The 20,801-nt window shown below is 66.8% G+C and carries 23 protein-coding genes; 7 read left to right on the top strand and 16 right to left on the bottom strand.

All coding sequences use genetic code 11. The features are described from left to right. The first annotated feature begins 170 nt into the window (after positions 1-170). Positions 171-710 (top strand): Smr/MutS family protein, encoded by a 540-nt coding sequence (locus ACUZUJ_RS08125; RefSeq protein WP_075674797.1) that lies wholly within the window; start codon positions 171-173, stop codon positions 708-710. 99 nt (positions 711-809) lie between these two features. On the opposite strand, the gene truD is transcribed toward ACUZUJ_RS08125, so the two are convergent. From truD to ACUZUJ_RS08075, 10 genes are all read right to left on the bottom strand, one after another. Then, on the bottom strand, positions 810-1,841 hold the full coding sequence (truD, locus tag ACUZUJ_RS08120; protein ID WP_119007643.1) for a tRNA pseudouridine(13) synthase TruD: 1,032 nt from the start codon (positions 1,839-1,841) through the stop codon (positions 810-812). After that, positions 1,838-2,335 carry a 2-C-methyl-D-erythritol 2,4-cyclodiphosphate synthase gene (ispF, locus tag ACUZUJ_RS08115; RefSeq protein ID WP_005409005.1) on the bottom strand — a complete coding sequence of 166 codons (498 nt, stop codon included), beginning with the start codon at positions 2,333-2,335 and terminating at the stop codon, positions 1,838-1,840. Before ispF ends, truD begins: the two co-directional genes overlap by 4 nt. Before the next feature lie 34 nt (positions 2,336-2,369). Next, complete coding sequence (gene ispD / locus ACUZUJ_RS08110; RefSeq protein WP_458220917.1) at positions 2,370-3,068, bottom strand: 2-C-methyl-D-erythritol 4-phosphate cytidylyltransferase; 699 nt, start codon at positions 3,066-3,068, stop codon at positions 2,370-2,372. Next, positions 3,065-3,418: a cell division protein FtsB gene (gene ftsB / locus ACUZUJ_RS08105; protein WP_049445679.1), complete on the bottom strand. Its 354-nt coding sequence runs from the start codon at positions 3,416-3,418 to the stop codon at positions 3,065-3,067. Before ftsB ends, ispD begins: the two co-directional genes overlap by 4 nt. Before the next feature lie 4 nt (positions 3,419-3,422). Next, positions 3,423-4,715 (bottom strand): phosphopyruvate hydratase, encoded by a 1,293-nt coding sequence (gene eno / locus ACUZUJ_RS08100; protein WP_014036739.1) that lies wholly within the window; start codon positions 4,713-4,715, stop codon positions 3,423-3,425. 96 nt (positions 4,716-4,811) lie between these two features. Beyond that, entirely contained in the window at positions 4,812-5,141 is a 330-nt protein-coding gene (locus ACUZUJ_RS08095; RefSeq protein ID WP_049445681.1) for a hypothetical protein, read from the bottom strand. Beyond that, positions 5,141-5,488: a hypothetical protein gene (locus ACUZUJ_RS08090; RefSeq protein WP_049445683.1), complete on the bottom strand. Its 348-nt coding sequence runs from the start codon at positions 5,486-5,488 to the stop codon at positions 5,141-5,143. Before ACUZUJ_RS08090 ends, ACUZUJ_RS08095 begins: the two co-directional genes overlap by 1 nt. Beyond that, positions 5,485-6,315 (bottom strand): 3-deoxy-8-phosphooctulonate synthase, encoded by an 831-nt coding sequence (gene kdsA / locus ACUZUJ_RS08085; protein WP_458220916.1) that lies wholly within the window; start codon positions 6,313-6,315, stop codon positions 5,485-5,487. Before kdsA ends, ACUZUJ_RS08090 begins: the two co-directional genes overlap by 4 nt. Positions 6,316-6,404: 89 nt before the next feature. After that, a complete protein-coding gene (gene pyrG / locus ACUZUJ_RS08080; RefSeq protein ID WP_014036735.1) occupies positions 6,405-8,069 on the bottom strand; it encodes a CTP synthase in 1,665 nt (554 codons plus the stop codon). Positions 8,070-8,469: 400 nt separating this feature from the next. After that, entirely contained in the window at positions 8,470-8,703 is a 234-nt protein-coding gene (locus tag ACUZUJ_RS08075; RefSeq protein WP_014036734.1) for a hypothetical protein, read from the bottom strand. A gap of 172 nt (positions 8,704-8,875) precedes the next feature. Here ACUZUJ_RS08075 and parE point away from each other — a divergent pair, with 172 nt between their 5' ends. The 4 genes from parE (at position 8,876) to ACUZUJ_RS08055 (ending at position 13,478) form a co-directional block, all read left to right on the top strand. Continuing rightward, on the top strand, positions 8,876-10,765 hold the full coding sequence (gene parE / locus ACUZUJ_RS08070) for a DNA topoisomerase IV subunit B (RefSeq protein WP_432591464.1): 1,890 nt from the start codon (positions 8,876-8,878) through the stop codon (positions 10,763-10,765). A 140-nt stretch (positions 10,766-10,905) separates the two neighbouring features. Continuing rightward, on the top strand, positions 10,906-11,484 hold the full coding sequence (locus ACUZUJ_RS08065; RefSeq protein ID WP_049445686.1) for a GNAT family N-acetyltransferase: 579 nt from the start codon (positions 10,906-10,908) through the stop codon (positions 11,482-11,484). Positions 11,485-11,594: 110 nt separating this feature from the next. Further along, positions 11,595-13,091, top strand: coding sequence for a S10 family peptidase (locus ACUZUJ_RS08060; protein WP_049445688.1), 1,497 nt, complete (start codon positions 11,595-11,597; stop codon positions 13,089-13,091). A gap of 147 nt (positions 13,092-13,238) precedes the next feature. Further along, positions 13,239-13,478 carry a hypothetical protein gene (locus tag ACUZUJ_RS08055; protein WP_152682153.1) on the top strand — a complete coding sequence of 80 codons (240 nt, stop codon included), beginning with the start codon at positions 13,239-13,241 and terminating at the stop codon, positions 13,476-13,478. Positions 13,479-13,495: 17 nt separating this feature from the next. On the opposite strand, the gene ACUZUJ_RS08050 is transcribed toward ACUZUJ_RS08055, so the two are convergent. Together ACUZUJ_RS08050 and ACUZUJ_RS08045 are read right to left on the bottom strand one after the other, a co-directional pair. Further along, a complete protein-coding gene (locus ACUZUJ_RS08050) occupies positions 13,496-14,617 on the bottom strand; it encodes an inorganic phosphate transporter (RefSeq protein WP_014036730.1) in 1,122 nt (373 codons plus the stop codon). 13 nt (positions 14,618-14,630) lie between these two features. Further along, positions 14,631-15,257, bottom strand: coding sequence for a DUF47 domain-containing protein (locus ACUZUJ_RS08045; RefSeq protein ID WP_004152833.1), 627 nt, complete (start codon positions 15,255-15,257; stop codon positions 14,631-14,633). Between the two features lie 292 nt (positions 15,258-15,549). On the opposite strand from ACUZUJ_RS08045, the gene ACUZUJ_RS08040 reads away from it, so the two are divergent. Together ACUZUJ_RS08040 and ACUZUJ_RS08035 are read left to right on the top strand one after the other, a co-directional pair. Beyond that, positions 15,550-16,854 carry a hemolysin family protein gene (locus tag ACUZUJ_RS08040; RefSeq protein WP_049445691.1) on the top strand — a complete coding sequence of 435 codons (1,305 nt, stop codon included), beginning with the start codon at positions 15,550-15,552 and terminating at the stop codon, positions 16,852-16,854. After that, positions 16,838-17,497: an exopolysaccharide biosynthesis protein gene (locus ACUZUJ_RS08035; RefSeq protein ID WP_014036728.1), complete on the top strand. Its 660-nt coding sequence runs from the start codon at positions 16,838-16,840 to the stop codon at positions 17,495-17,497. Before ACUZUJ_RS08040 ends, ACUZUJ_RS08035 begins: the two co-directional genes overlap by 17 nt. Before the next feature lie 92 nt (positions 17,498-17,589). Here the strand turns inward: ACUZUJ_RS08035 and ACUZUJ_RS08030 are convergent, their stop codons facing one another. The 4 genes from ACUZUJ_RS08030 to ACUZUJ_RS08015 form a co-directional block, all read right to left on the bottom strand. Then, positions 17,590-18,087 (bottom strand): pyridoxamine 5'-phosphate oxidase family protein, encoded by a 498-nt coding sequence (locus ACUZUJ_RS08030; RefSeq protein WP_101765247.1) that lies wholly within the window; start codon positions 18,085-18,087, stop codon positions 17,590-17,592. A gap of 68 nt (positions 18,088-18,155) precedes the next feature. Further along, positions 18,156-19,151 carry an LLM class flavin-dependent oxidoreductase gene (locus tag ACUZUJ_RS08025; RefSeq protein WP_049445694.1) on the bottom strand — a complete coding sequence of 332 codons (996 nt, stop codon included), beginning with the start codon at positions 19,149-19,151 and terminating at the stop codon, positions 18,156-18,158. 190 nt (positions 19,152-19,341) lie between these two features. Then, positions 19,342-20,109: a sulfurtransferase gene (locus ACUZUJ_RS08020; protein WP_049445696.1), complete on the bottom strand. Its 768-nt coding sequence runs from the start codon at positions 20,107-20,109 to the stop codon at positions 19,342-19,344. A gap of 294 nt (positions 20,110-20,403) precedes the next feature. Continuing rightward, positions 20,404-20,769: a DUF6164 family protein gene (locus ACUZUJ_RS08015; protein WP_049445697.1), complete on the bottom strand. Its 366-nt coding sequence runs from the start codon at positions 20,767-20,769 to the stop codon at positions 20,404-20,406. Positions 20,770-20,801: the final 32 nt, after the last annotated feature.

Below are 20,801 nucleotides of genomic sequence, written 5' to 3'. Positions count from 1 at the left end.
ATCACCGTGCAGTGTGGGCGGGACCGTCGCGCTCCCCTGCGGAAGCGGTCGACCCTGCAAGGGCATCGTCTATTGTGCCGCATGCGAGCCGCCGGTCCTACCCTGTCGGCGGTCACGGGCGACATCGAACCGTCATAGGCAGACCTGCGCCGGCGGTTTACCCTGTGCGCATGTCGTACCCTGAAGACGAAGATCCGGCCGCATTGTTCCGTGCGGCCATCGGCGAAGTGACGCCGCTGCGCAAGGATGCCGAGCCGGCACCTGCCGCGCCCCGGCCGAAACCGCGTGCACGCATGGCCGAACGTGACGAGGCCGAAGCGGCCGGCGAGTTCGCCCGGCTGCTGCGCGACAGTACGCCACTGGAAGCCGGCGACGTGGCCAGCTATCGCCGCGACAACCTGCCACCACGCCTGTTCCAGCGTCTCAAGCGCGGCCAGTACTCGGTGCAGGACGAACTGGATCTGCACGGCGCCACCGCCGCGCAGGCCGAAGCCCTGCTGCGCCAGTTCCTGCTGGAAGCGCATGCACACGAGTACGGCTGCGTGCGCATCATCCACGGCAAGGGTCTGCAGTCCGATGGCGGTGCGCCGGTGCTGAAGAACCTGGTCGATCGCCTGCTGCGGCTGCGCAACGACGTGCTGGCGTTTCATTCGGCACCGACCGGACAAGGTGGCACCGGCGCGGTACTGGTGCTGCTGGCACGGCGTTGAGGTAAACCATCCACGCATGGCGTGGATCTACTGTGGCGAGCGGAGGAAAGTAGGTCCACGCCATGCGTGGATGCTCTTCGCCTCCGTCCCCTTTTCTGCTCAGGCCTGCGAGGCGTCTTCGACCGGGCCGAGCTCGTGCAGCACGGCGGTGGCGTAGCAGCCTGGCGGCAGCGCGAACGACAGTTCCAGCACGTCGTCGGCCAGCCACTGGTGCTGCAGCAGCGCCGGGCGCAGGCGCAACGCGCGGCGCTCCTGCTTCAGGCGCGCGTCTTCCAGGCCGGCCCGCAGTGCCTTCGACTCGTCGTCGGCCAGCGCGGCCAGCTCCAGCTCACGTGCCGCGTCGGTGCTGCGCAGCTCGCCTTCGCCCCACAGCGGTGCACTGGGATGGATGTCGAAACGCGCCAGCCGCTCGGCCAGCACATCGGTGTACGGCTCGGGGCCGAACACGCTGCGACTGCCATCGAGCATCCAGACTTCGCCATCGAGCGGCTGGTCCCAGTTGCCCTGCTCCACGCGCGCAGCCAGCACGCGGTTGAACAGCGCCGAACGCGCCGCCGACAGCAGCAGCGAGCGCTGGTCCTTGCGCATGCGACGGCCACCGAACATCGCCAGTGCGGCCGGCACGTTGCCACCGTCGCGGCCGAAACGCTGCTCACCGAACCAGTTCGGCAGGCCGCGCGCTGCAATCTGCTGCAGGCGCTCGCTGATCGCGGCGGCATCCCCCTGCACCTCGCGCAGCACCAGCTTGAAGCGGTTGCCGGCCAGTGCGCCGCGCTGCAGCTTGCGGTTGTGCCAGGTCGCTTCGAGCACTTCGATTTCGTCACTGGCCAGCCCGGCCAGATCCGGCGCGATGCGCTTGGGCAGGTGCACGCTGAAACGCTGGGTGGTGACCGCGTGGCGATCCTTCATGCCGGCGTAGCTCACCGCCATTTCCGGCAGGCCCGCCCACGTGGCCAGCAGCTTGGCCACATGCACGGTGTTGGCGCCGCGCTTGCGGATGTGCAGCAGCAGGTGCTCGCCTTCGCCGGTCGCCTCGAACGCCGGCAGTTCATCCACCTGGAAATCGTCCGGCGTGGTGCGGATGCGCGCCGTCAACAACGGCGCACCAAACGCCAACGGCAACGGAATCATGCCGCCACCAGCAGCACAACGGCCTGCGCGGCGATGCCTTCACCACGGCCGGTGAAGCCCAGCTTCTCCGAGGTGGTGGCCTTGACGCTGACCGCGTCCAGCGGCAACTGCAGCAGCCCGCCGATGCGCTCGCGCATGGCCAGCGCATGCGGGCCGACCTTCGGTCGCTCGCAGATCACAGTGATGTCGGTGTTGCCGACGCGCCAGCCGCGCTCACGCAGCAGGCTGTCACAGTGGCGCACGAAATCGCTGCTGTCGGCGCCCTTCCAGCGGTCGTCACTGGGCGGGAAATGCTGGCCGATGTCACCCAGCGCCAGCGCGCCGAGCATGGCATCACACAGGGCATGCAGGATCACGTCGCCGTCGCTGTGCGCGAGCACGCCGCAGCTGTGCGGCACGTTCACGCCGCCAAGCATGATGTGGTCGCCTTCACCGAAGGCATGGACGTCGTAGCCCTGGCCGATGCGGACGGGCGGGAACGGTGCGGTGCTCATGGATGCAACCCTTGCTACAGGGCCGCGCGGCTAATCAGCCGGCGCGGCGGGAAAGTACGAATTCGAACCGGTCCAGATCGGCCGGGGTGGTGACCTTGAAGTTGTCCTCGCTGCCCTCGACCAGCAGCGGGCGCTGGCCCTGGCGCTCCATGGCCATGGCCTCATCGGTGACTTCAATACCGGCGGCGGCGGCTTCGGACAGCGCGCGGCTGAGCTGGTGGCGGCGGAACAGCTGCGGTGTCAGTGCACGCCACAGGCGCTCGCGCGGCTCGGTGCCGTCGATGCCACCGTCGTCGCCGGCACGCTTGAGGGTGTCGCGCACCGGTGCGGCCAGGATCGCCCCGACCGGATCGGCACGACCGACTTCAAGCAGGCGGCCGAGATCGGCCAGGGACAGGTTGGGCCGCGCGGCATCGTGGACCAGCACGAATTCATCGGCGCGCACCGAGTCCGGCAGCGCCTGCAGCCCAGCCAGCACCGAGGCGGCACGGGTCGCGCCGCCGATGCAGGTCAGTACCGGTTTGCCGGCCCATTCACTCCAGCCCGGCCAGTCGGCATCGTCCGGACCGATCACTACCATCGCCCCGGCCACGGCCGGATGCGCCAGCAATGCGTCCAGGGTGTGGGCGAGCAGGATCTGCCCGCCCGCCTGCAGGTACTGCTTGGGCAGCGCCGCGCCGAAGCGGGCGCCACGGCCCGCGGCCGGAACCACCACCCAGATCGCCGCGCTCATGGCACGTCCGCCGGGTGTTCGCCAGCCTGGGCATTGACGCCTGCCGCGGGCTGCGCCGGGCGGACCGGCGCATCCTCGACCACGCGGTAGAACTTCTCGCCAGGCTTGATCATGCCCAGCTCGCTGCGCGCGCGCTCCTCGATGGCGGACTGGCCTTCCTTGAGGTCCTTCACTTCGGCAGCCAGTGCGTCGTTGCGCTGCTGCAGACCCTCATTGTCCCGCTCCTGGTTGGCGACCTGGGCTTCGAGCATCATCACTTCGCCCGAATTGCCCGGACCAAACCAGAAGCGGTACTGCAGCCAGCCCAGCAACAGGGCCAGCACCAGCAGCATCCAGCGCCAGTCGCGCATCGGCTCAGCGCTTCAGCGAAACGAACGCGTCACGACCGGCGTAACGCGCGCCGGCGCCGAGGGCTTCCTCGATGCGCAGCAGCTGGTTGTACTTGGCCACGCGATCGCTGCGGCACAGCGAGCCGGTCTTGATCTGGGTGGCGGTGGTGGCCACCGCGATATCGGCGATGGTGGTGTCTTCGGTTTCGCCCGAACGGTGCGAGACCACGGCGGCGTAGCCGGCACGGTCGGCCATGGCGATCGCTTCCAGGGTTTCGCTGAGGGTGCCGATCTGATTGACCTTGATCAGGATCGCGTTGGCGGTGCCCGAGTCGATGCCTTCCTGGAAGATCTTCGGGTTGGTCACGAACAGGTCGTCGCCGACCAGCTGCACCTTCTTGCCGATGCGGTCGGTCAACAGCTTCCAGCCGGCCCAGTCGTTCTCGGCCAGGCCATCTTCAATCGTGATGATCGGGTACTGCGCGGCCCAGTCGGCGAGGAAGTCGACGAACTGCTCGGAGGTCAGGCGCTTGTTCTCGCCGACCAGGTTGTACTTGCCGTTCTCGAAGAATTCGCTGGAGGCCACGTCCAGGCCCAGCAGCACGTCTTCACCGGCGGTGTAGCCGGCCTTGCCGATCGCTTCGAGGATGGTGTCGAGTGCTTCGACGTTGCTGCGGAAGTCCGGCGCGAAGCCACCTTCGTCGCCCACCGCCGTGCTCAGGCCGTGGCCCTTCAGCACCGACTTCAGCGAATGGAAGATTTCGGTGCCGGCACGCAGCGCTTCGGAGAACGAGGTGAAGCCGACCGGCAGCACCATGAACTCCTGGAAGTCGACGTTGTTGTCGGCATGCGCGCCGCCGTTGATGATGTTCATCATCGGCACCGGCAGCGACGGGGTCACGCCGGTCTTGGCAGCCAGGTACTGCCACAGCGCCTGCTTGTTCGATGCAGCGGCGGCATGCGCGGCGGCCATCGAAACACCCAGCAGCGCGTTGGCGCCCAGGCGGCCCTTGTTCTCGGTGCCGTCAAGGTCGATCAGGCGACGGTCGAGGCCAGCCTGGTCGGTGGCTTCGAAGCCCTTCAGCGCATTGGCGATGGTGGTGTTGACGTTGTCGACGGCCTTGCGCACGCCCTTGCCCAGGTAACGGGTCTTGTCGCCGTCACGCAGCTCGACCGCTTCCTTGGTGCCGGTCGAGGCGCCGGAGGGAACCGCGGCACGACCGAACGAACCGTCCTCCAGGATGACTTCGGCTTCCAGCGTGGGGTTGCCACGGCTGTCGAGGATTTCACGGGCGTGGATGCTGCGGATCGTACTCATGGTCGGGCCGGTTACCTGTATGGAGAGGGGGCGACAAAACGAATGCCGCGTGATTATCCCCGGCTGCCCGCCACTTGCCAAATGGCCTGGGCGGCATCAGCCCCAGCTGGACCCGATCACGATCAGGACCATCGACACCAGCAGCGTCAGCAATGCGCCTGCAATGGTGGCGCAGACCGCTCCCCGCCTGCGTCGCCAGGCCAGCACGATCGCCACCAGGCTGCCGAAGAACGACAGACCCAGCATGACCAGAGCAGCCAGAATCCAGTACTGCATGGCCCGCATGCCGTGGTTGCCGTCACCCGGTGAGCCGAAGCTGGCCGCGAAGGCCATTACACCCAGCAGCAGGGACGTCCAGGCGAGCACGGACAGCCCCAGCGCGATCAGGCCCCAGGGCCAGCCGCGCGCTGACGTGCTCGTATTCATCAAAGCAATCCGTAGAACAGGGCGCCAAGCCACAGCGAAAGCAGGATGATCGCCAGGCCAGCCGCCACCTTGCCGCGATTCAGCCGCCACGCAAGTACAGCGGCAGCGACGCAGCCCACGGCACCGAGCAGCTCCGCGACCAGCAGCGCAATGAAGTACGTCCGCAGATCGAGCGCGCTGCTGCCATCACCCGGGGGACGCACCGACGCCGCACCGATCAGCGCCAGGCCGAACATGCCCACGGTGAACAGCACGGCCAGGCCCAGTGCGATCAGGCCCCACGGCCACTGCTTCCAGTGCCGGCGGTGGCGCTGGTCTTCCAGCGCCACCCACGGGTCACGACTCACGCGAAGCGCGAGAAGCCGTGCTTCTTGGTCACCGCGTCAAGCTCCATCAGGGTCTCGAGCAGCGCTTCCATCTGGTCCAGCGGCCACGCATTGGGGCCATCGGACAGGGCCTTGGACGGGTCCGGATGGGTCTCGGCGAACAGGCCGGAGATGCCTACCGCCACGGCGGCACGGGCCAGCACCGGCACGTGCTCACGCTGGCCACCGGAACTGGTGCCCTGCCCGCCCGGCAGCTGCACCGAATGGGTGGCATCGAACACCACCGGGCAACCGGTATCGCGCATCACCGCCAGCGAACGCATGTCGCTGACTAGGTTGTTGTAGCCGAAGCTGGCACCGCGCTCGCAGACCATGATCTGCTCGTTGCCGGTGGCCTTGGCCTTCTCCACGACCGGCTTCATGTCCCACGGCGCCAGGAACTGGCCCTTCTTGATGTTGACCGGCTTGCCGGCCGAGCACACCTTGCGGATGAAGTCGGTCTGGCGGACCAGGAACGCCGGGGTCTGCAGCACGTCCACCACCGAAGCCACTTCGTCCATCGGGGTGTATTCGTGGACGTCGGTCAGCACCGGCACGCTGATCTGCTTCTTGACCTCAGCCAGGACCTTCAGGCCCTCTTCCATGCCCGGGCCGCGGAACGCGGTGCCCGAGGTGCGGTTGGCCTTGTCGAAGCTGGACTTGAAGATGAAGTTGACACCGAGCTTGTCGGTGACTTCCTTCAGCTTGCCGGCGGTATCGAGCTGCAGCTGCATCGACTCGATCACGCAGGGGCCGGCGATCAGGAACAGGGGCTGGTCCAGCCCGACCTCGAATCCACACAGTTTCATGGCGTTTCCTTGTTGTCCGCGGCACCGGCTGGGCCGGTGCGCTGGGGGTTGAAGCGTGCAAGATGGGGGCCGGCGGCCCCCATCACAAGTCAGGCGCGGGCTTCCTGCAGCAGCTTGCCGCCGGCCTTGCGCTCGCGCGCGGCACGGATGAAACCGATGAACAGCGGGTGGCCATCACGCGGCGTGGACAGGAACTCCGGATGCGCCTGGCAGGCCAGGAACCACGGATGCGCATCGCGCGGCAGCTCGACCACTTCCACCAGGGTGTCGTCCATCGACTTGCCGGCGATCACCAAGCCCGCATCTTCCAGCTGGGTGCGGTAGCGGTTGTTGAACTCATAACGATGGCGGTGGCGCTCGGCGACCACGTCCTTGCCGTACAGCTCACGGGCCAGCGTGCCCGGCTTCAGGCGCTGCTCCTGCAGGCCCAGGCGCATGGTGCCACCCAGGTCGCTCTTGTCGTCACGCTTCTCGACATCGCCGGTGGCGGTGCGCCATTCGGTGATCAGGCCGATCACCGGGTTCGGCGACTGGCGGTCGTTCTCGGTGCTGTTGGCGCCTTCCAGGCCGACCACGTTGCGCGCGTAATCGACGACGGCAGCCTGCATGCCATAGCAGATGCCGAAGTACGGCACGTGCTGCTCGCGGGCGAACTTCGAGGTCAGCACCTTGCCTTCGAAACCACGGTCACCGAAGCCGCCCGGCACCAGGATGCCGTCGACATCGGCCAGTGCAGCCATGTCGGTGCCTTCCAGGTCCTGGGCTTCCAGCCACTTCAGGTTGACCTTGGTGCGCTGGCGCAGGCCACCGTGCTTGAGTGCTTCGCCGACCGACTTGTAGGCGTCCTGGTGGTCGACGTACTTGCCGACCACGGCGATGGTCACTTCGTCCAGCGGGTGCAGGGTCGCATCGACCGCGTCTTCCCACATCGACAGATCGACCGGGCCGGCCTTGTCGGCCAGCTTCAGCTGGTTGACCACGATCTCGTCCAGGCCCTGCGCGTGCAGGCCCGACGGAATGCGGTACAGCACGTCGACGTCCGGCACGCTGATCACCGCGCGCTCGGAAACGTTGGTGAACTGGGCGATCTTGCGGCGCTCCGAATCCGGCACCGCCTGCTCGGACCGGCACAGCAGCACGTCCGGCTGGATGCCGATCGAACGCAGTTCCTTCACCGAGTGCTGGGTCGGCTTGGTCTTCAGCTCGCCGGCGGCGCCGATGTACGGCACCAGGGTGAGGTGCATGAACAGTGCCTTCTCCGGGCCACGCTCGGTGCGCACCTGGCGGATCGCTTCCAGGAACGGCAGCGACTCGATGTCGCCGACAGTACCGCCGATCTCGACCAGCGCCACGTCATAGCCTTCGGTGGCTTCGTCGATGCAGCGGCGGATCTCGTCGGTGATGTGCGGAATGACCTGCACGGTCGCGCCCAGGTAGTCGCCGCGGCGCTCCTTGCGGATCACGTTCTCGTAGATGCGGCCGGTGGTGACCGAGTTCTTGCGGCTCAGGCGCGTGCGCACGAAGCGCTCGTAGTGGCCCAGGTCGAGGTCGGTCTCGGCGCCGTCGTCGGTGACATAGACCTCACCGTGCTGGAACGGGCTCATGGTGCCCGGGTCGACGTTGATGTACGGGTCGAGCTTCATCATCGTGACCTTCAGGCCACGGGCTTCAAGAATGGCGGCCAGCGACGCGGCGGCAATGCCTTTGCCGAGCGAGGACACCACGCCGCCGGTTACGAAAATCAAGGGAGTCATGGCTGCAAGCATCCTGTCTGGAAATGGAAAACGGCAGCACCACGCGCACCCGGAGGGCGGGCATGGTGCTCGGAGGGGGTTTTCCGGTTCGCTGGGACAGCGAGGGAGGTGCGGGTCCGTGCGGCGGCACGCGCCGGACGGGGACCATCGTGCGAGGTCGGGGTGGCCGTGCCGGTCAAATCGACCGTCACCTGCGACCCGCCATGCTGGAAGCCACGCTTGGCCGCTCCAGCCCATTCGCAAATGGTGGACACGCACTTACTCCCGGAAAGCCATAGTTTACAGATTGATGGCCGCCAACCCAAGGGGCTTGTGCGGCCGATCCAACAAAAAACGCCCCGCTGGGCGGGGCGTTCCGGTGCGCAACCCTTGTCACAAGGGCGCTTGGCAGGTTGCGGGATCAGCGCTTCTTCCGCGCCTCTTCCTCTTCTTCCTTCTGCGGGGCCGGCTGGCCCTGCGCCTTCATTTCGGCATTGGCCTGGGCCCGACGCTTGGCCTTGGCATCGGCCTCGGCCTGCGCCTTGTCGGCCTGGTCACCCTGCTGCGGGGCCGGCTGGCCAGCGTTCTGCGCCACCACCAGCGGCACTGCAACAGCGGCAGCGGCCAGGATTGCAATGGTCAGCAACTTCTTCATGAGGTCCTCCTCGCGGTATGGCTTGGACGTTTCGACCCAACGGGGGTCGCCGGCGTTCAGATTCCAGCGGCTGCTATTTTACCCCCTCCCCGGCGCCGAGGCTGAACCGCAGGCGTGCAAAATCGCCGTCCAGACCGCACACTTGCGCGTCGCTCCGCGCTTTAGAAGATAGATGAACGCCCGCTATAACGCCGCCGATATTGAAGTCCTGTCCGGCCTTGACCCGGTCAAGCGCCGTCCCGGCATGTACACCGACACCGCGCGCCCGAACCACCTGGCGCAGGAAGTGATCGACAACTCGGTGGACGAGGCCCTCGCCGGCCATGCCCGCTCGATCGAGATCACCCTGTACAAGGACGGCAGCGTGGAGGTCAGCGATGACGGCCGCGGCATGCCGGTGGACATCCATCCGGAAGAGAAGATCCCGGGCGTCGAACTGATCCTCACCCGCCTGCATGCGGGCGGTAAGTTCAGCAACAACAACTACACCTTCTCCGGCGGCCTGCACGGCGTCGGCGTCAGCGTGGTCAACGCGCTGTCGACCCTGGTGGAGGTGCACATCAAGCGCGAAGGTGCCGAACACCGCATCACCTTCCGCAACGGCGACCGCGCCACGCCGCTGGAAGTGGTCGGCAGCGTCGGCAAGAAGAACACCGGTACCCGCGTGCGCTTCTGGCCGGACCCGAAGTACTTCGATACACCGAAGTTCGCGGTGCGTGCGTTGAAGCACCTGCTGCGCGCCAAGGCCGTGCTGTGCCCGGGCCTGACCGTGAAGCTGACCGACGAAGCCACCGGCGAAGTCGATACCTGGTACTACGAAGACGGCCTGCGCGATTACCTGAAGCTGGAACTGGGCGAACGCGAATCGCTGCCCGCCGACCTGTTCGTCGGCAACCTGAAGAAGGACACCGAGGTGGTGGACTGGGCCGTGGCCTGGCTGCCGGAAGGTGAGCTGGTGCAGGAAAGCTACGTCAACCTGATTCCGACCGCCCAGCATGGCACCCACGTCAACGGCCTGCGTACCGGCCTGACCGAGGCGCTGCGCGAGTTCTGCGACTTCCGCAACCTGCTGCCGCGTGGCGTCAAGCTGGCCCCGGAAGACGTGTGGGACCGCGTGTCGTTCGTGCTGTCGCTGAAGATGACCGACCCGCAGTTCAGCGGCCAGACCAAGGAACGCCTGTCCTCGCGCCAGGCCGCCGGCTTCGTTGAGGGCGCCGCGCACGATGCCTTCAGCCTGCTGCTGAACCAGAACGTGGAACTGGGCGAGAAGATCGCGCAGATCGCCATCGAGCGCGCCAGTGCGCGCCTGAAGACCGAGAAGCTGGTCGTCCGCAAGAAGGTCACGCAAGGCCCGGCCCTGCCCGGCAAGCTGGCCGACTGCATCAGCCAGGACCTGTCGCGCACCGAGCTGTTCCTGGTGGAAGGTGACTCGGCAGGCGGCAGCGCCAAGCAGGCGCGCGACAAGGATTTCCAGGCGATCCTGCCGCTGCGCGGCAAGATCCTCAACACCTGGGAAGTCTCGTCCAACAGCGTGCTGGCGTCGGAAGAAGTGCACAACCTGGCCGTGGCCATCGGCTGCGACCCCGGCAAGGACGACATCGCCGGCCTGCGTTACGGCAAGGTCATCATCCTGGCCGACGCGGACTCCGACGGCCTGCATATCGCGACCCTGCTGACCGCGCTGTTCCTGAAGCACTTCCCGGCGCTGGTCGATGCCGGCCACGTGTTCGTGGCGATGCCGCCGCTGTTCCGCATCGACGTGGGCAAGCAGGTGTTCTACGCCTTGGACGAGGAAGAGAAACGCACGATGCTGGACAAGATCGAGCGCGAGAAGATCAAGGGCGCAATCAACGTGACCCGCTTCAAGGGCCTGGGCGAGATGAATCCGCCGCAGCTGCGTGAATCCACCATCCATCCGGATACGCGCCGCCTGGTGCAGCTGACCGTGGACGATGGCGAGCAGACCCGTTCGCTGATGGACATGCTGCTGGCCAAGAAGCGCGCGTCCGACCGCAAGGGCTGGCTGGAGTCGAAGGGCGACCTGGCTTCGCTGGAAGTCTGATCCCGGCGCGGGGTCGGATCCGTTTCCTGACAGGAAACGGCTCTGACCCGGTTGCCCGGTAGTGCCGGCCCGGGGCATTACACCCCCATCGGCAAACCCGGCGGCGCCATAATGCGCGTCCATCCGCGTGGACCACCGTATTGGCCAGCCACTCGCTGCTGTTCCCCGGCCTGCCGCTGCACAGTGCACGGCTGGTCCTGAGCCCGATCCGCCGTGACGACGCCGCCGCGCTGTTCACGCTGCAGTCCAACCCGGATGTGATGCGCTGGTGGAACCATCCGGCCTGGACGCGACAGGCCGAAGCGCGCGAGCAGATCGACGATGACCTCGCCGCCCATGCCATCGGCACCCAGCTGAAGCTGGCCGTGCGCGAATCGCTGGAAGGTCCGCTGCTGGGCATCTGCGTGGTGTTCGCGGTGGACCGCGATGCCGCGCGCGCGGAGATCGGCTACCTGCTGGCCCCCGATCGCCAGGGCCAGGGCTATATGCACGAGGCCCTGCAACAGGTACTGGCCTACCTGTTCCGCACCCTGCACCTGCATCGCGTGGAAGCCGAGATCGACCCGCGCAACGCGCCCTCCGCGCACGTGCTGGAACGCCTGGGCTTCCACCGCGAGGGGGTGCTGCGCCAACGGTGGCGCATCCAGGGGAAACTGGCCGACTCGGCCGTCTATGGCCTGCTGGCCGACGACGACGCGGCAGCCACCCTGCCCGCTTGACCCAATCTGGCCAGTGGCGGCCTCGACGCGCGGCCATGCCTTTGGACACATACGGCATGGCCCGTCACCGGCCTAGCATCGGAACCCCCTTCCGCTGCCGATCCGGTGCCATGAAGTCCCTGTTGCATACTGCCGCGCTCTGCGTCGGCCTGCTCATCGCCCCAGCCAGCGTGCTGGCCGCGCCCGACGCCGAGGCCAAGCCTGATCCGAAAGAGGAGAAGACCGAAGCGCCTGCGCTGCCCGCCGACGCCTCGGTCCGCCAGAGCATGCGCCTGGCCGGCCGCACCCTGGACTACACCGCCACCGTCGGCACCCTGCCGGTACGCGATGCCAAGGGCAAGGTGATCGCCGACGTGGTGTTCACCGCCTACACGATGCCGGGCAAGGACCGGCCGGTGACCTTCGCGCTCAATGGCGGCCCCGGGGCATCGTCGGTGTACCTCAACATGGGTGCCATCGGGCCCAAGGTGGTGACCTTCGGCTCCGAGGGTGACAGCGCATCGGCGCCGGCCACCCTGCACGACAACCCGGGCACCTGGCTGGACTTCACCGACCTGGTGTTCATCGATCCGGTCGGCACCGGCTTCAGCCGCGCGCGCATCGGCGACGACGAAGCCAAGAAGGCGCTGTACAACCCCAGTGCCGACGTCGAATACCTGTCGCGTTCGATCTACGACTGGCTGCTGCGCAACCAGCGCATGGCCTCGCGCAAGTACCTGACCGGCGAGAGCTACGGTGGCTACCGTGGCCCACGCATCACCCACTTCCTGCAGACCCGGCTGGGCGTGGCGATGAACGGCTTGGTGCTGGTCTCGCCCTACCTGAGCCCGACCCTGGAAGACAACGCTGATGTCTCGCCGATGGCGTGGATGCAGACGTTGCCGTCGATCGCCGCGGCGCACCTGGAGCGCCAGGGCAAGCTGACCGATGCGGCGATGCGCGAGGTGGTGGAGTACACCCGTGGCGACTACGCCACCGCGCTGATGAAGGGCCGCAGCGATCCGCAGGCTACGGAAGCCATGCTGCGCCGGGTGACCGCGCTGACCGGACTGGACCCGCAGTTCGTGCGCCGCGCCGGCGGGCGCCTGGAAACCCAGGCCTACCTGCGTGAAGTGTTCCGCGACAAGGGCACGCTGGGCAGCCGCTACGACTCCAACGTGACCGCGTTCGATCCGTTCCCGAATGATCCGGAGCAGCGCGCCAACGATCCACTGCTGGACAGCATCATCGCGCCGACCACCACGGCGATGGTCGACTTCGTGACGCGGGTAGTTGGCTGGAAGGTGGATGCACGCTACCAGGCACTGAACTACGACGTGAACCGGTTGTGGGACCGCAATGGCGAGCTGCGCCAGGGCGCGGTGACCCAGCTGCGCCAGGCGGTGGCGATCGATCCGCATCTGCAGGTGCTGATCGTGCATGGCTGGAACGACCTGTCGTGTCCGTTCATGGGCTCGATCCTGACCGTGGACCAGATGCCGACGATGGGCAGCAACCCGGACCGGGTGCAGGTGCGGAGCTATCCGGGCGGGCACATGTTCTACAGCCGGGCGGACAGCCAGGCGGCGTTCCGCAAGGATGTGCAGGCGTTGTTCCAGCGTAATTGAGGGGGTCGGCCGGGCCTGCGGCCCGGCACCCGCTGACTGCAACGGCAACGTCCAACGTCAAAAGCCGGGGTTCCGTGGGCTGGCGAGGTGGGGTGGGGTTGCAGGACACGCCGTGAACCCGTCCATGGGGGCTCGATGGCGCCATCCATGGCGCCAACGGTCCTGCAACCCCACCCCACCCCGCCGCTGACAGGTTCCTGCGGCGGTTGGGGAGGCGACCGTCCGCTGTCGGTGGGTGTCTACTTCCTGCTGATTTGGTGGGTGTCGACCTTGGTCGACACGCTGGATACCGAGAAACGATCTGCCCATGAAAAAAGCCCGCCGGAATACGGCGGGCTTTTTCGTTTGTCGGGGTCAGATCCTTTTCCCGCAGGGAAAGGGCTCTGACCCCAAGGCCACTGGCATCAGGTCCAGCCGAACAGTTCGAACAGCTTCAGGATCAGGTACGCGCAGCCGCCGGCGGCCGGGATGGTCAGGATCCAGGCCCAGACGATGCGCTCGATCACGCCGAATTTCAGCGAGCGCGGGTTCTTGGCGAAGCCGACGCCCATGATCGCGGTGGAGATGCTGTGCGTGGTCGAGACCGGCATGCCGAAGTGGGCCGCCAGGGTCAGGATGGTGGCCGAGCTGGTCTCCGCGGCGAAGCCGTGGATCGGGTGCAGCTTGACCATCTTGTGGCCCAGGGTCTTGATGATCTTCCAGCCACCCGAGGCGGTACCGGCTGCCATCACCACCGCACAGGTCAGCACGATCCACATGGCGATGCCGTCACCGGCATGCGCGTCCGGGTGCATGAAGGCCAGCCAGGACGGCAGGTCGTTCAATGCGCCGGTGGCTTCGGCACCGATCAGGGTCATGGCGATGATGCCCATGGTCTTCTGCGCGTCGTTGTGGCCGTGGGCGAAGCCCATGTAGGCCGCCGAGGCGATCTGCGCCTTGCCGAAGAAGGCGTTGACGATGCGCGGGCGGGCCAGCCGGCCGATGGCACCACCGATCTTGGCCAGGCCGGCGATCAGCGCCCACAGCAGCACCATCACCACGATGCCGAGCAGGAAGCCGGCGATCGGCGAGGTGATCATCGGCACGAACACCTTCCACAGCAGGCCCTTGTTCTGCGCCCAGCTGCCCAGGCGCTCGGACCAGATCAGCGCGTCCCAGTTGTTGTGGGCGGCGGCCAGCCCGGCGCCACAGAGGCCACCGATCAGCGCGTGCGAGGACGAGGACGGCAGCCCCTTCCACCAGGTGATCAGGTTCCAGATGATGCCGCCCAGCAGGGCGCACAGGATCACCTGCGGGGTGACGTCGACCACGTTGGTGTTGAGCAGGCCCGAGGCGATGGTCAGCGCCACCGCGGTACCGGTCAGTGCACCGATGAGGTTCATGAAGGCGGCCAGCATCACCGCCCAGCCGGGCGAGAGCACCTTGGTCGCCACCACGGTGGCAATGGAATTGGCAGTGTCGTGGAAGCCGTTGATGAACTCGAAAACGAGCGCGGCCAGGATCACCACCAGGACAAGGGTCAACATGCGGCGGCGTCCGTCAGCTGTTCTTCAACACGATCTGGTACGCCACCACGCCGGCCTCGCGGCAACGGTCGATGGCCTTTTCCAGGATCTCGAAGAATTCCTTCAGCAGGAACATCTGCAGGTTGTCCAGGCGGCCGGAGTAGATGTCGCGGTACAGCTCGAGCATCAGGCGGTCGGCCTCGTTCTCCAGCGAGCGCAGCTTCTCGTTGAGCGCGGTCATCCGGTCCAGGTTCATGTGGCGCAGGTCGGCCACCATCTCCACCACCACGCCGGCGGCCTGTTCCAGCATCGCCGCGCGCGGCGCGAAGTCGATGTGCTCCAGGTGGGTCGTGGCCAGCGAATAGCGATCGGCGAACTTCTCGATCTGCTTGGGAATCTTGTACAGCGCCGAGCCCAGCGCTTCGATGTCTTCGCGCTCGATCGGGGTCATGAAGCTGTCCACCAGCGCCTGGCTGATCTTGTCCGAGGCCGCGCGTTCGCGCAGGCGGGCCAGCTTGAAGGCGTCCAGCGCGGGCTGGCGGTCGGCCTCGCGCAGCATGGAATGCAGCGCCTTGGCGGCGTCGGAAGCCGCGACGGCAGCCTCATCGAGCAGGGTGTAGAACTGTTTGCCGGAACCGAAAATGGTCTGCAGAGAGAACATTGAGAAACCTGTCAGCCGTCGCGGGAAGGACGGCACCAGACGGAATTATGACGGCTAGATGACCATCACGGGTATCCCCGCCCCCTTTCGAGGCCTTGGAACCCCCAACCTGAACAGGCGGTTGCCACCCTGCCATGCCCCTTTGCTAAGATGCCAGCGCGCCTTCGGGCGCACCTTATGGACGACGACCCTTATCCCCCTGCGCCGCGCCGGACCCTGTTCCTGAGCGCCAGCCGCCATCGCAAGCACCCGCCCTCCCTGCCACCAACCGGGGACGACGCCCGTGTTTGAAATGATCCTGATTGTCTTCGCGCTTGTTCTGCTGAACGGCTTCTTCGCCATGTCCGAGATGTCGGTCATGACCTCGCGCAAGAGCCGCCTGAAGCAGATGGCCGCCACCTCCAAGCGTGCCGCCAAGGCGCTGGAGCTGTCGGAGAAGCCGGAGAGCTTCCTGTCCACCGTGCAGATCGGCATCACCGTGATCGGCGTGCTGACCGGCTACCTCGGCGGTGAAGCGCTGGGTGAAGCCTTCGCCGGCTGGATCCAGGGCCTGATGCCCGGCTTTGCCTACGCCGGCAACATCGGTACCGCGCTGGCGGTCAGCCTGATCACCTTCATCACGCTGATCTTCGGCGAACTGGTGCCCAAGCGCCTGGCGCTGACCCGTTCGGAGGCCATTGCCGGCCTGGTCGCGATGCCGATGAGCTGGCTGGCCAAGCTGGCCCTGCCCTTCGTCTGGCTGCTGTCCAAGACCACCCAGCTGGTGCTGCGCCTGTTCGGCCTGGGCAAGGATGAAGTCGCCTCGGTGACTGAAGAAGAGATCCGCATGCTGGTGGCCGAGAGTCACGAGGCCGGTGTGATCGACGCCCACGAGCGCGACATGATGAACCGCGTCATGCGCCTGGGTGACCGCACCGCCGACAGCCTGATGACCCCGCGCAACCGCATCGCCTGGCTGGATACCCAGGCCGGGCTGGAGCGCAACCTGGAGATCATGGCCGAGCACGAGTTCTCGCGGTACCCGGTATACCGCGACAACGACATGGACGTGGTCGGCGTGCTTGAACTGAAATCGCTGGCCACGCGCATGGCGCGCGGTGACAACGCTCTGTTCCAGACCCTGCGCGAACCGCTGTACGTCTCCGAATCAACCCACGCGATGAAGCTGCTGGAGATCTTCCGCGAGGAACAGCAGTCGATGGCGCTGGTGGTGGACGAGTACGGCGAAATCCAGGGCCTAGTGACCATCAGCGACCTGATGGGCGCCGTGGTCGGCCGCCTGCAGGCGGTGGAGAACGCCGACGAAGATGCGCTGGTGGTGACCCGTGAAGACGGTTCGCTGCTGGTGGACGGCTCGCTGCCGATCGAGGACCTGCGCGAACTGATCGGCAGCAACGATCTGCCCGATGCCGAGGATGGCGATTACTACACGCTGGCCGGCATGTGCATCCACTACTTCGGCCGCATCCCGCACGCGGGCGAGTACTTCGACTGGGCCGGCTGGCGCTTCGAGGTGGTCGACCTGGATGGTGCGCGGGTGGACAAGCTGCTGCTGCGCACGCTGTCCGACGAGCAGGCCGATGAGCTCACCGCCTGAGGCCGGCCAGGGTCCGGGCGTTGAGCGCCCGGCCTACCGCAACGAGGGCATCCGCACCCTGCTGGAGATGTTCGCCTCCGGCGACCCGGCCGAGCACATGCCGCTCGGCCAGATCCTGTGCAACCTACAGCAGAGCGCGTTCGGCGTGTTCCTGTTCGTGGCGATCCTGCCCTCGTTCATCCCGATCCCGGGCATGGGCGGCGCGGTCAGCGGCCCACTGGTGATCCTGATCGGCCTGCAGATGCTGTTCTGCCTGCGCCGCCCGTGGCTGCCTGGCTTCATTGCCCGCCGTGGACCGAAGCGCGGCACCATGCACCGCTTCCTGGACCGCATCGACCGCCCGCTGCGACGGCTGGACCGGATGCTGAAACCGCGCCTGCCGCAGCTGCTGACACCGCTGCCTGCACACGCCTTCACTGGCCTGCTGCTGGTGCTGCTTGGCATCCTGCTGTCGCTGCCGATTCCCTTCACCAACTTCCTGTTCGGCTTCCAGCTGCTGCTGTTCTCGCTGGCACTGCTGGAACGCGATGGTGCGCTGATGCTGTTCAACTGGATCGCAGCGTTGGCGGCGATCGCGTTCTTCGGCTTCAGTTCGGGACAGCTGGTGGGCTACACGGTGGAGCTGTTCCAGCGTTGGTTCTGAGCCGGAATCCGGTAGAGCCGGCCGCTGGCCGGCTGCCACGTTTCCAGGTTTGCCGGCCAGCGGCCGGCACTACCAATGCCGAGCATCGGCCATCATCGAAGGTCGATGAAGCCATTGTCGGCCAACGGCGCGGGCTCGTCCTGCACGGCCGACAGCACGAAACTCAGCGCCGTCCCCAGCAGCGTGCCCGGGCCATCCCAGTATTCGGCCGAGTCGGCGCGCACCTGGATCAGGCGCAGGTTCGGGTCGTCCATGCCGCCCGGAAAGAACAGCTTCATCGCCGGCGACCACAGCTCTTCGATCTTCGCGCGGTCGTCGACGATGCGCGCACGCCCTGCCACCGACACATAGGTGTTCTTCGAAGGCGAGGCGTAGGCCACGTTGACGTATGGATCAAGTGCGATCTCGGCGACCTTGGGGCTGTCGGCGGTGATGACAAACCACAGATCACCGTCGAAGGTGACCTGCTGGGTGGCCAGCGGCCGGCTGTAGAGTCGTCCATCGACGCCGGTCGTGGCGAACATCGCCACCTCGACGTCCTTGATCAGCTCGGCCAGTTGGGCGATGTGTTCGGCGCGGGTATCAGCCATGTGGGGGCTCCATCGGTGTGAGCCCCCATCAGACGCGGTTCGGCCGCAATGGGCCGTGACGCAATTGTTCAGCCCGCGTGGCGGGTGTGCCAGGCGTGCATGGCCAATTCGAACGAGCGCAGGCGCGCGCGGTGGTCATACAGGTTGGCGGTAAGCATCAGTTCGTCGGGCTTGTGGCGCTCGACAAACGCGGCGATGCCTTCGGCCACCTGCTGAGGATCGCCCAGCACGGTGCAGGCCAGCGCCCGCTCCACACCCAGCTTTTCATGCGGTTCCCAGAAAGTCTCGATATCGTCGATCGGTGCCGGGATCTTGCCCGGTCGACCTCGGCGCAGGTTGACGAAACTCTGCTGCTGGCTGGTGAACAGGCGGCGCGACTCGGCTTCGCTGTCGCTGGCAACGACGTTCAGCGCCAGCATTGCGTGTGGCTGCTTCAACGTCGCCGAGGGGCGGAATTCGCGGCGATACACCGCCAAGGCTTCGTCCATCACGTCGGGCGCGAAGTGCGAGGCGAACGCATAGGGCAGGCCCATCGAGGCGGCCATGCGCGCGCCGAACAGGCTCGAACCGAGGATCCAGGTCGGCACCCGCAGGCCGCCACCGGGAACGGCCTGCACTGCCTGGCCAGGCTGCACCGGCTCGAAATAGTGCAGGAGCTCGCGCACGTCCTGCGGGAACTGGTCGGCGCTGTCGAAGTAGCGGCGCAGGGCACGCGCGGTTGGCTGGTCGGTGCCCGGGGCACGGCCCAGGCCGAGGTCGATGCGGTCCGGGTACAGCGAGGCCAGCGTGCCGAACTGCTCGGCCACCTGCAGCGGCGCATGGTTGGGCAGCATGATGCCGCCGGCACCGACGCGGATGCGCTTTGTTCCACCGGCGACGTGGCCGATCAGCACGGCGGTGGCCGCGCTGGCGATGCCTGGCATGTTGTGGTGTTCGGCCAGCCAGTAGCGGCGGTAGCCCAGCGCATCGGCGTGCTGGGCCAGTTCCAGCATGTTGGCGAAGGCAGCGGTGGTGTCACTGCCCTCGCAGACCGGGGCCAGGTCAAGGATCGACAACGGGATCATCAGCGGTTTTCCGTCACAGGATCCCCCATGCATGGGGTCGGCCAGGCGCGGCGGCCAGTGACGGTGGCGGGATGCTGATTCCCGTGGGGCCGGTTCATGGCGGGTCGCGCTTGATCCGGTGGTGCCGACCGCTGGCCGGCAGGCAAAGTGCCCTGGCAGCCGGCCAGCGGCCGGCTCTACCGGGGAAGCGTCAGAACGCGCTGGGGCGCGGCTCCGGTAGTGGCTGGTCGACCATCGGCTTCAGTTCGGCATCCAGCGCCACGCGCTCGTCGAACACGAAGCAGCGGCCTTCGTAACCTTCGCCGCCCACCTCCTCGAAGTAGCCGAGGATGCCGCCATCGAGCTGCAGCACGTTGTCCATGCCATCGTTGGCCATCCACAGTGCGGCCTTCTCGCAGCGGATGCCGCCGGTGCAGAAACTGACCACGGTGCTGTCCTTCAGCGCTTCGCGGTGCGGCGCCAATGCCTCCGGCAGGTCGGTGAACTTGTGGATGGGCAGCACCAGCGCATCCTTGAAGGTGCCGTACTCCACTTCCTGCAGGTTGCGGGTATCGAGCATCACCACCGGCTTGCCAGCGTCGTCATGCCCCTGCCGCAGCCAACGCTGCACGGTGGCCGGATCGATCGCCGGGGCGCGCGGATAGTCCAGCGGCTGGCCGTCATCGCGGCGGAAGCTGATGATCTCGTCCTTCACCTTGGCCTTCAGCCGCGCGAACGGCTGGTGCTCGCTCAGGCTGGTCTTGACCCGCATATCGGCAAAACGCGCATCGGCATGCAGCGCGGCGTAGAAGCCCTCGACCGCCTCCGGCGCACCGGCCAGGAACAGGTTCAGCCCCTCGCCCGCCACCAGGATCGTGCCGCGCAGCTCCGCCGCCTCGGCGCGCGCCAGCAACTGGTCGCACAGGGCCTGGGGGGCGTCAATGACGGCGAAATGGTAGGCAGCGGTATTGGCGATCATCCTGCCATTTTAGCGCCTCCTGCCCGCACAGACAGATTCAGGGGGTCAGAGCCCTCTGCGCGGCAGAGGGATCCGACCCCGGCAGGCACCCGGAACCTGTCAGAGGCAGGGCGGTGTGGGCAGGCGGGACCGTTGGCGCCATGGATGGCGCCATCGAGCCCCCATGGACGGGTTTACGGCGTGTCCCGCCTGCCCACACCGCCCTGCCCACCACGGATTGCCTGCTGTTGCTGTTGCTGTTGTAGTTGCCCTGGCATCGGCGGGTGCCGGGTGCAACCCGGCCAGAAGCCCCCATTACCCCCGCAACAGCATGAACGGCAGCAGCACCAGCGCCGCCGCGACTGCCATTCCCAGCAGTACCAGCACCACGAACACCGGCCGCCGCCGGAACAGGCTGCCGAACGTCTCCGCCGTGCCGTCGCGCAGCGCCTGTTCGCGCTCGGCGCGCACGCGCACACCGCGCGCCGCCTGGTACTCGGCCATCAGCGCCTTCGCACGCGGATGATCGGCATCCTCGCGCAGCCACAGGCCGCCATTGGAAATGCCCCAGGGGCTGGGTTCGGTGCGATACCAGGCGATGCCGTGCTGGTCGAGCAGCGTGCAGACATCGGCATATTCGTCGTCGCCGACATTGCGCAGATTGAGCAGGAGTTTTGCCATGCACCCATGATACCCGGCGCCGATGCGCTACC

This window comes from Stenotrophomonas sp. S4, from assembly GCF_054187805.2.
The sequence above is the reverse complement of the archived record's forward strand: the minus strand, read 5'-3'. Positions and strand labels throughout refer to the sequence as shown.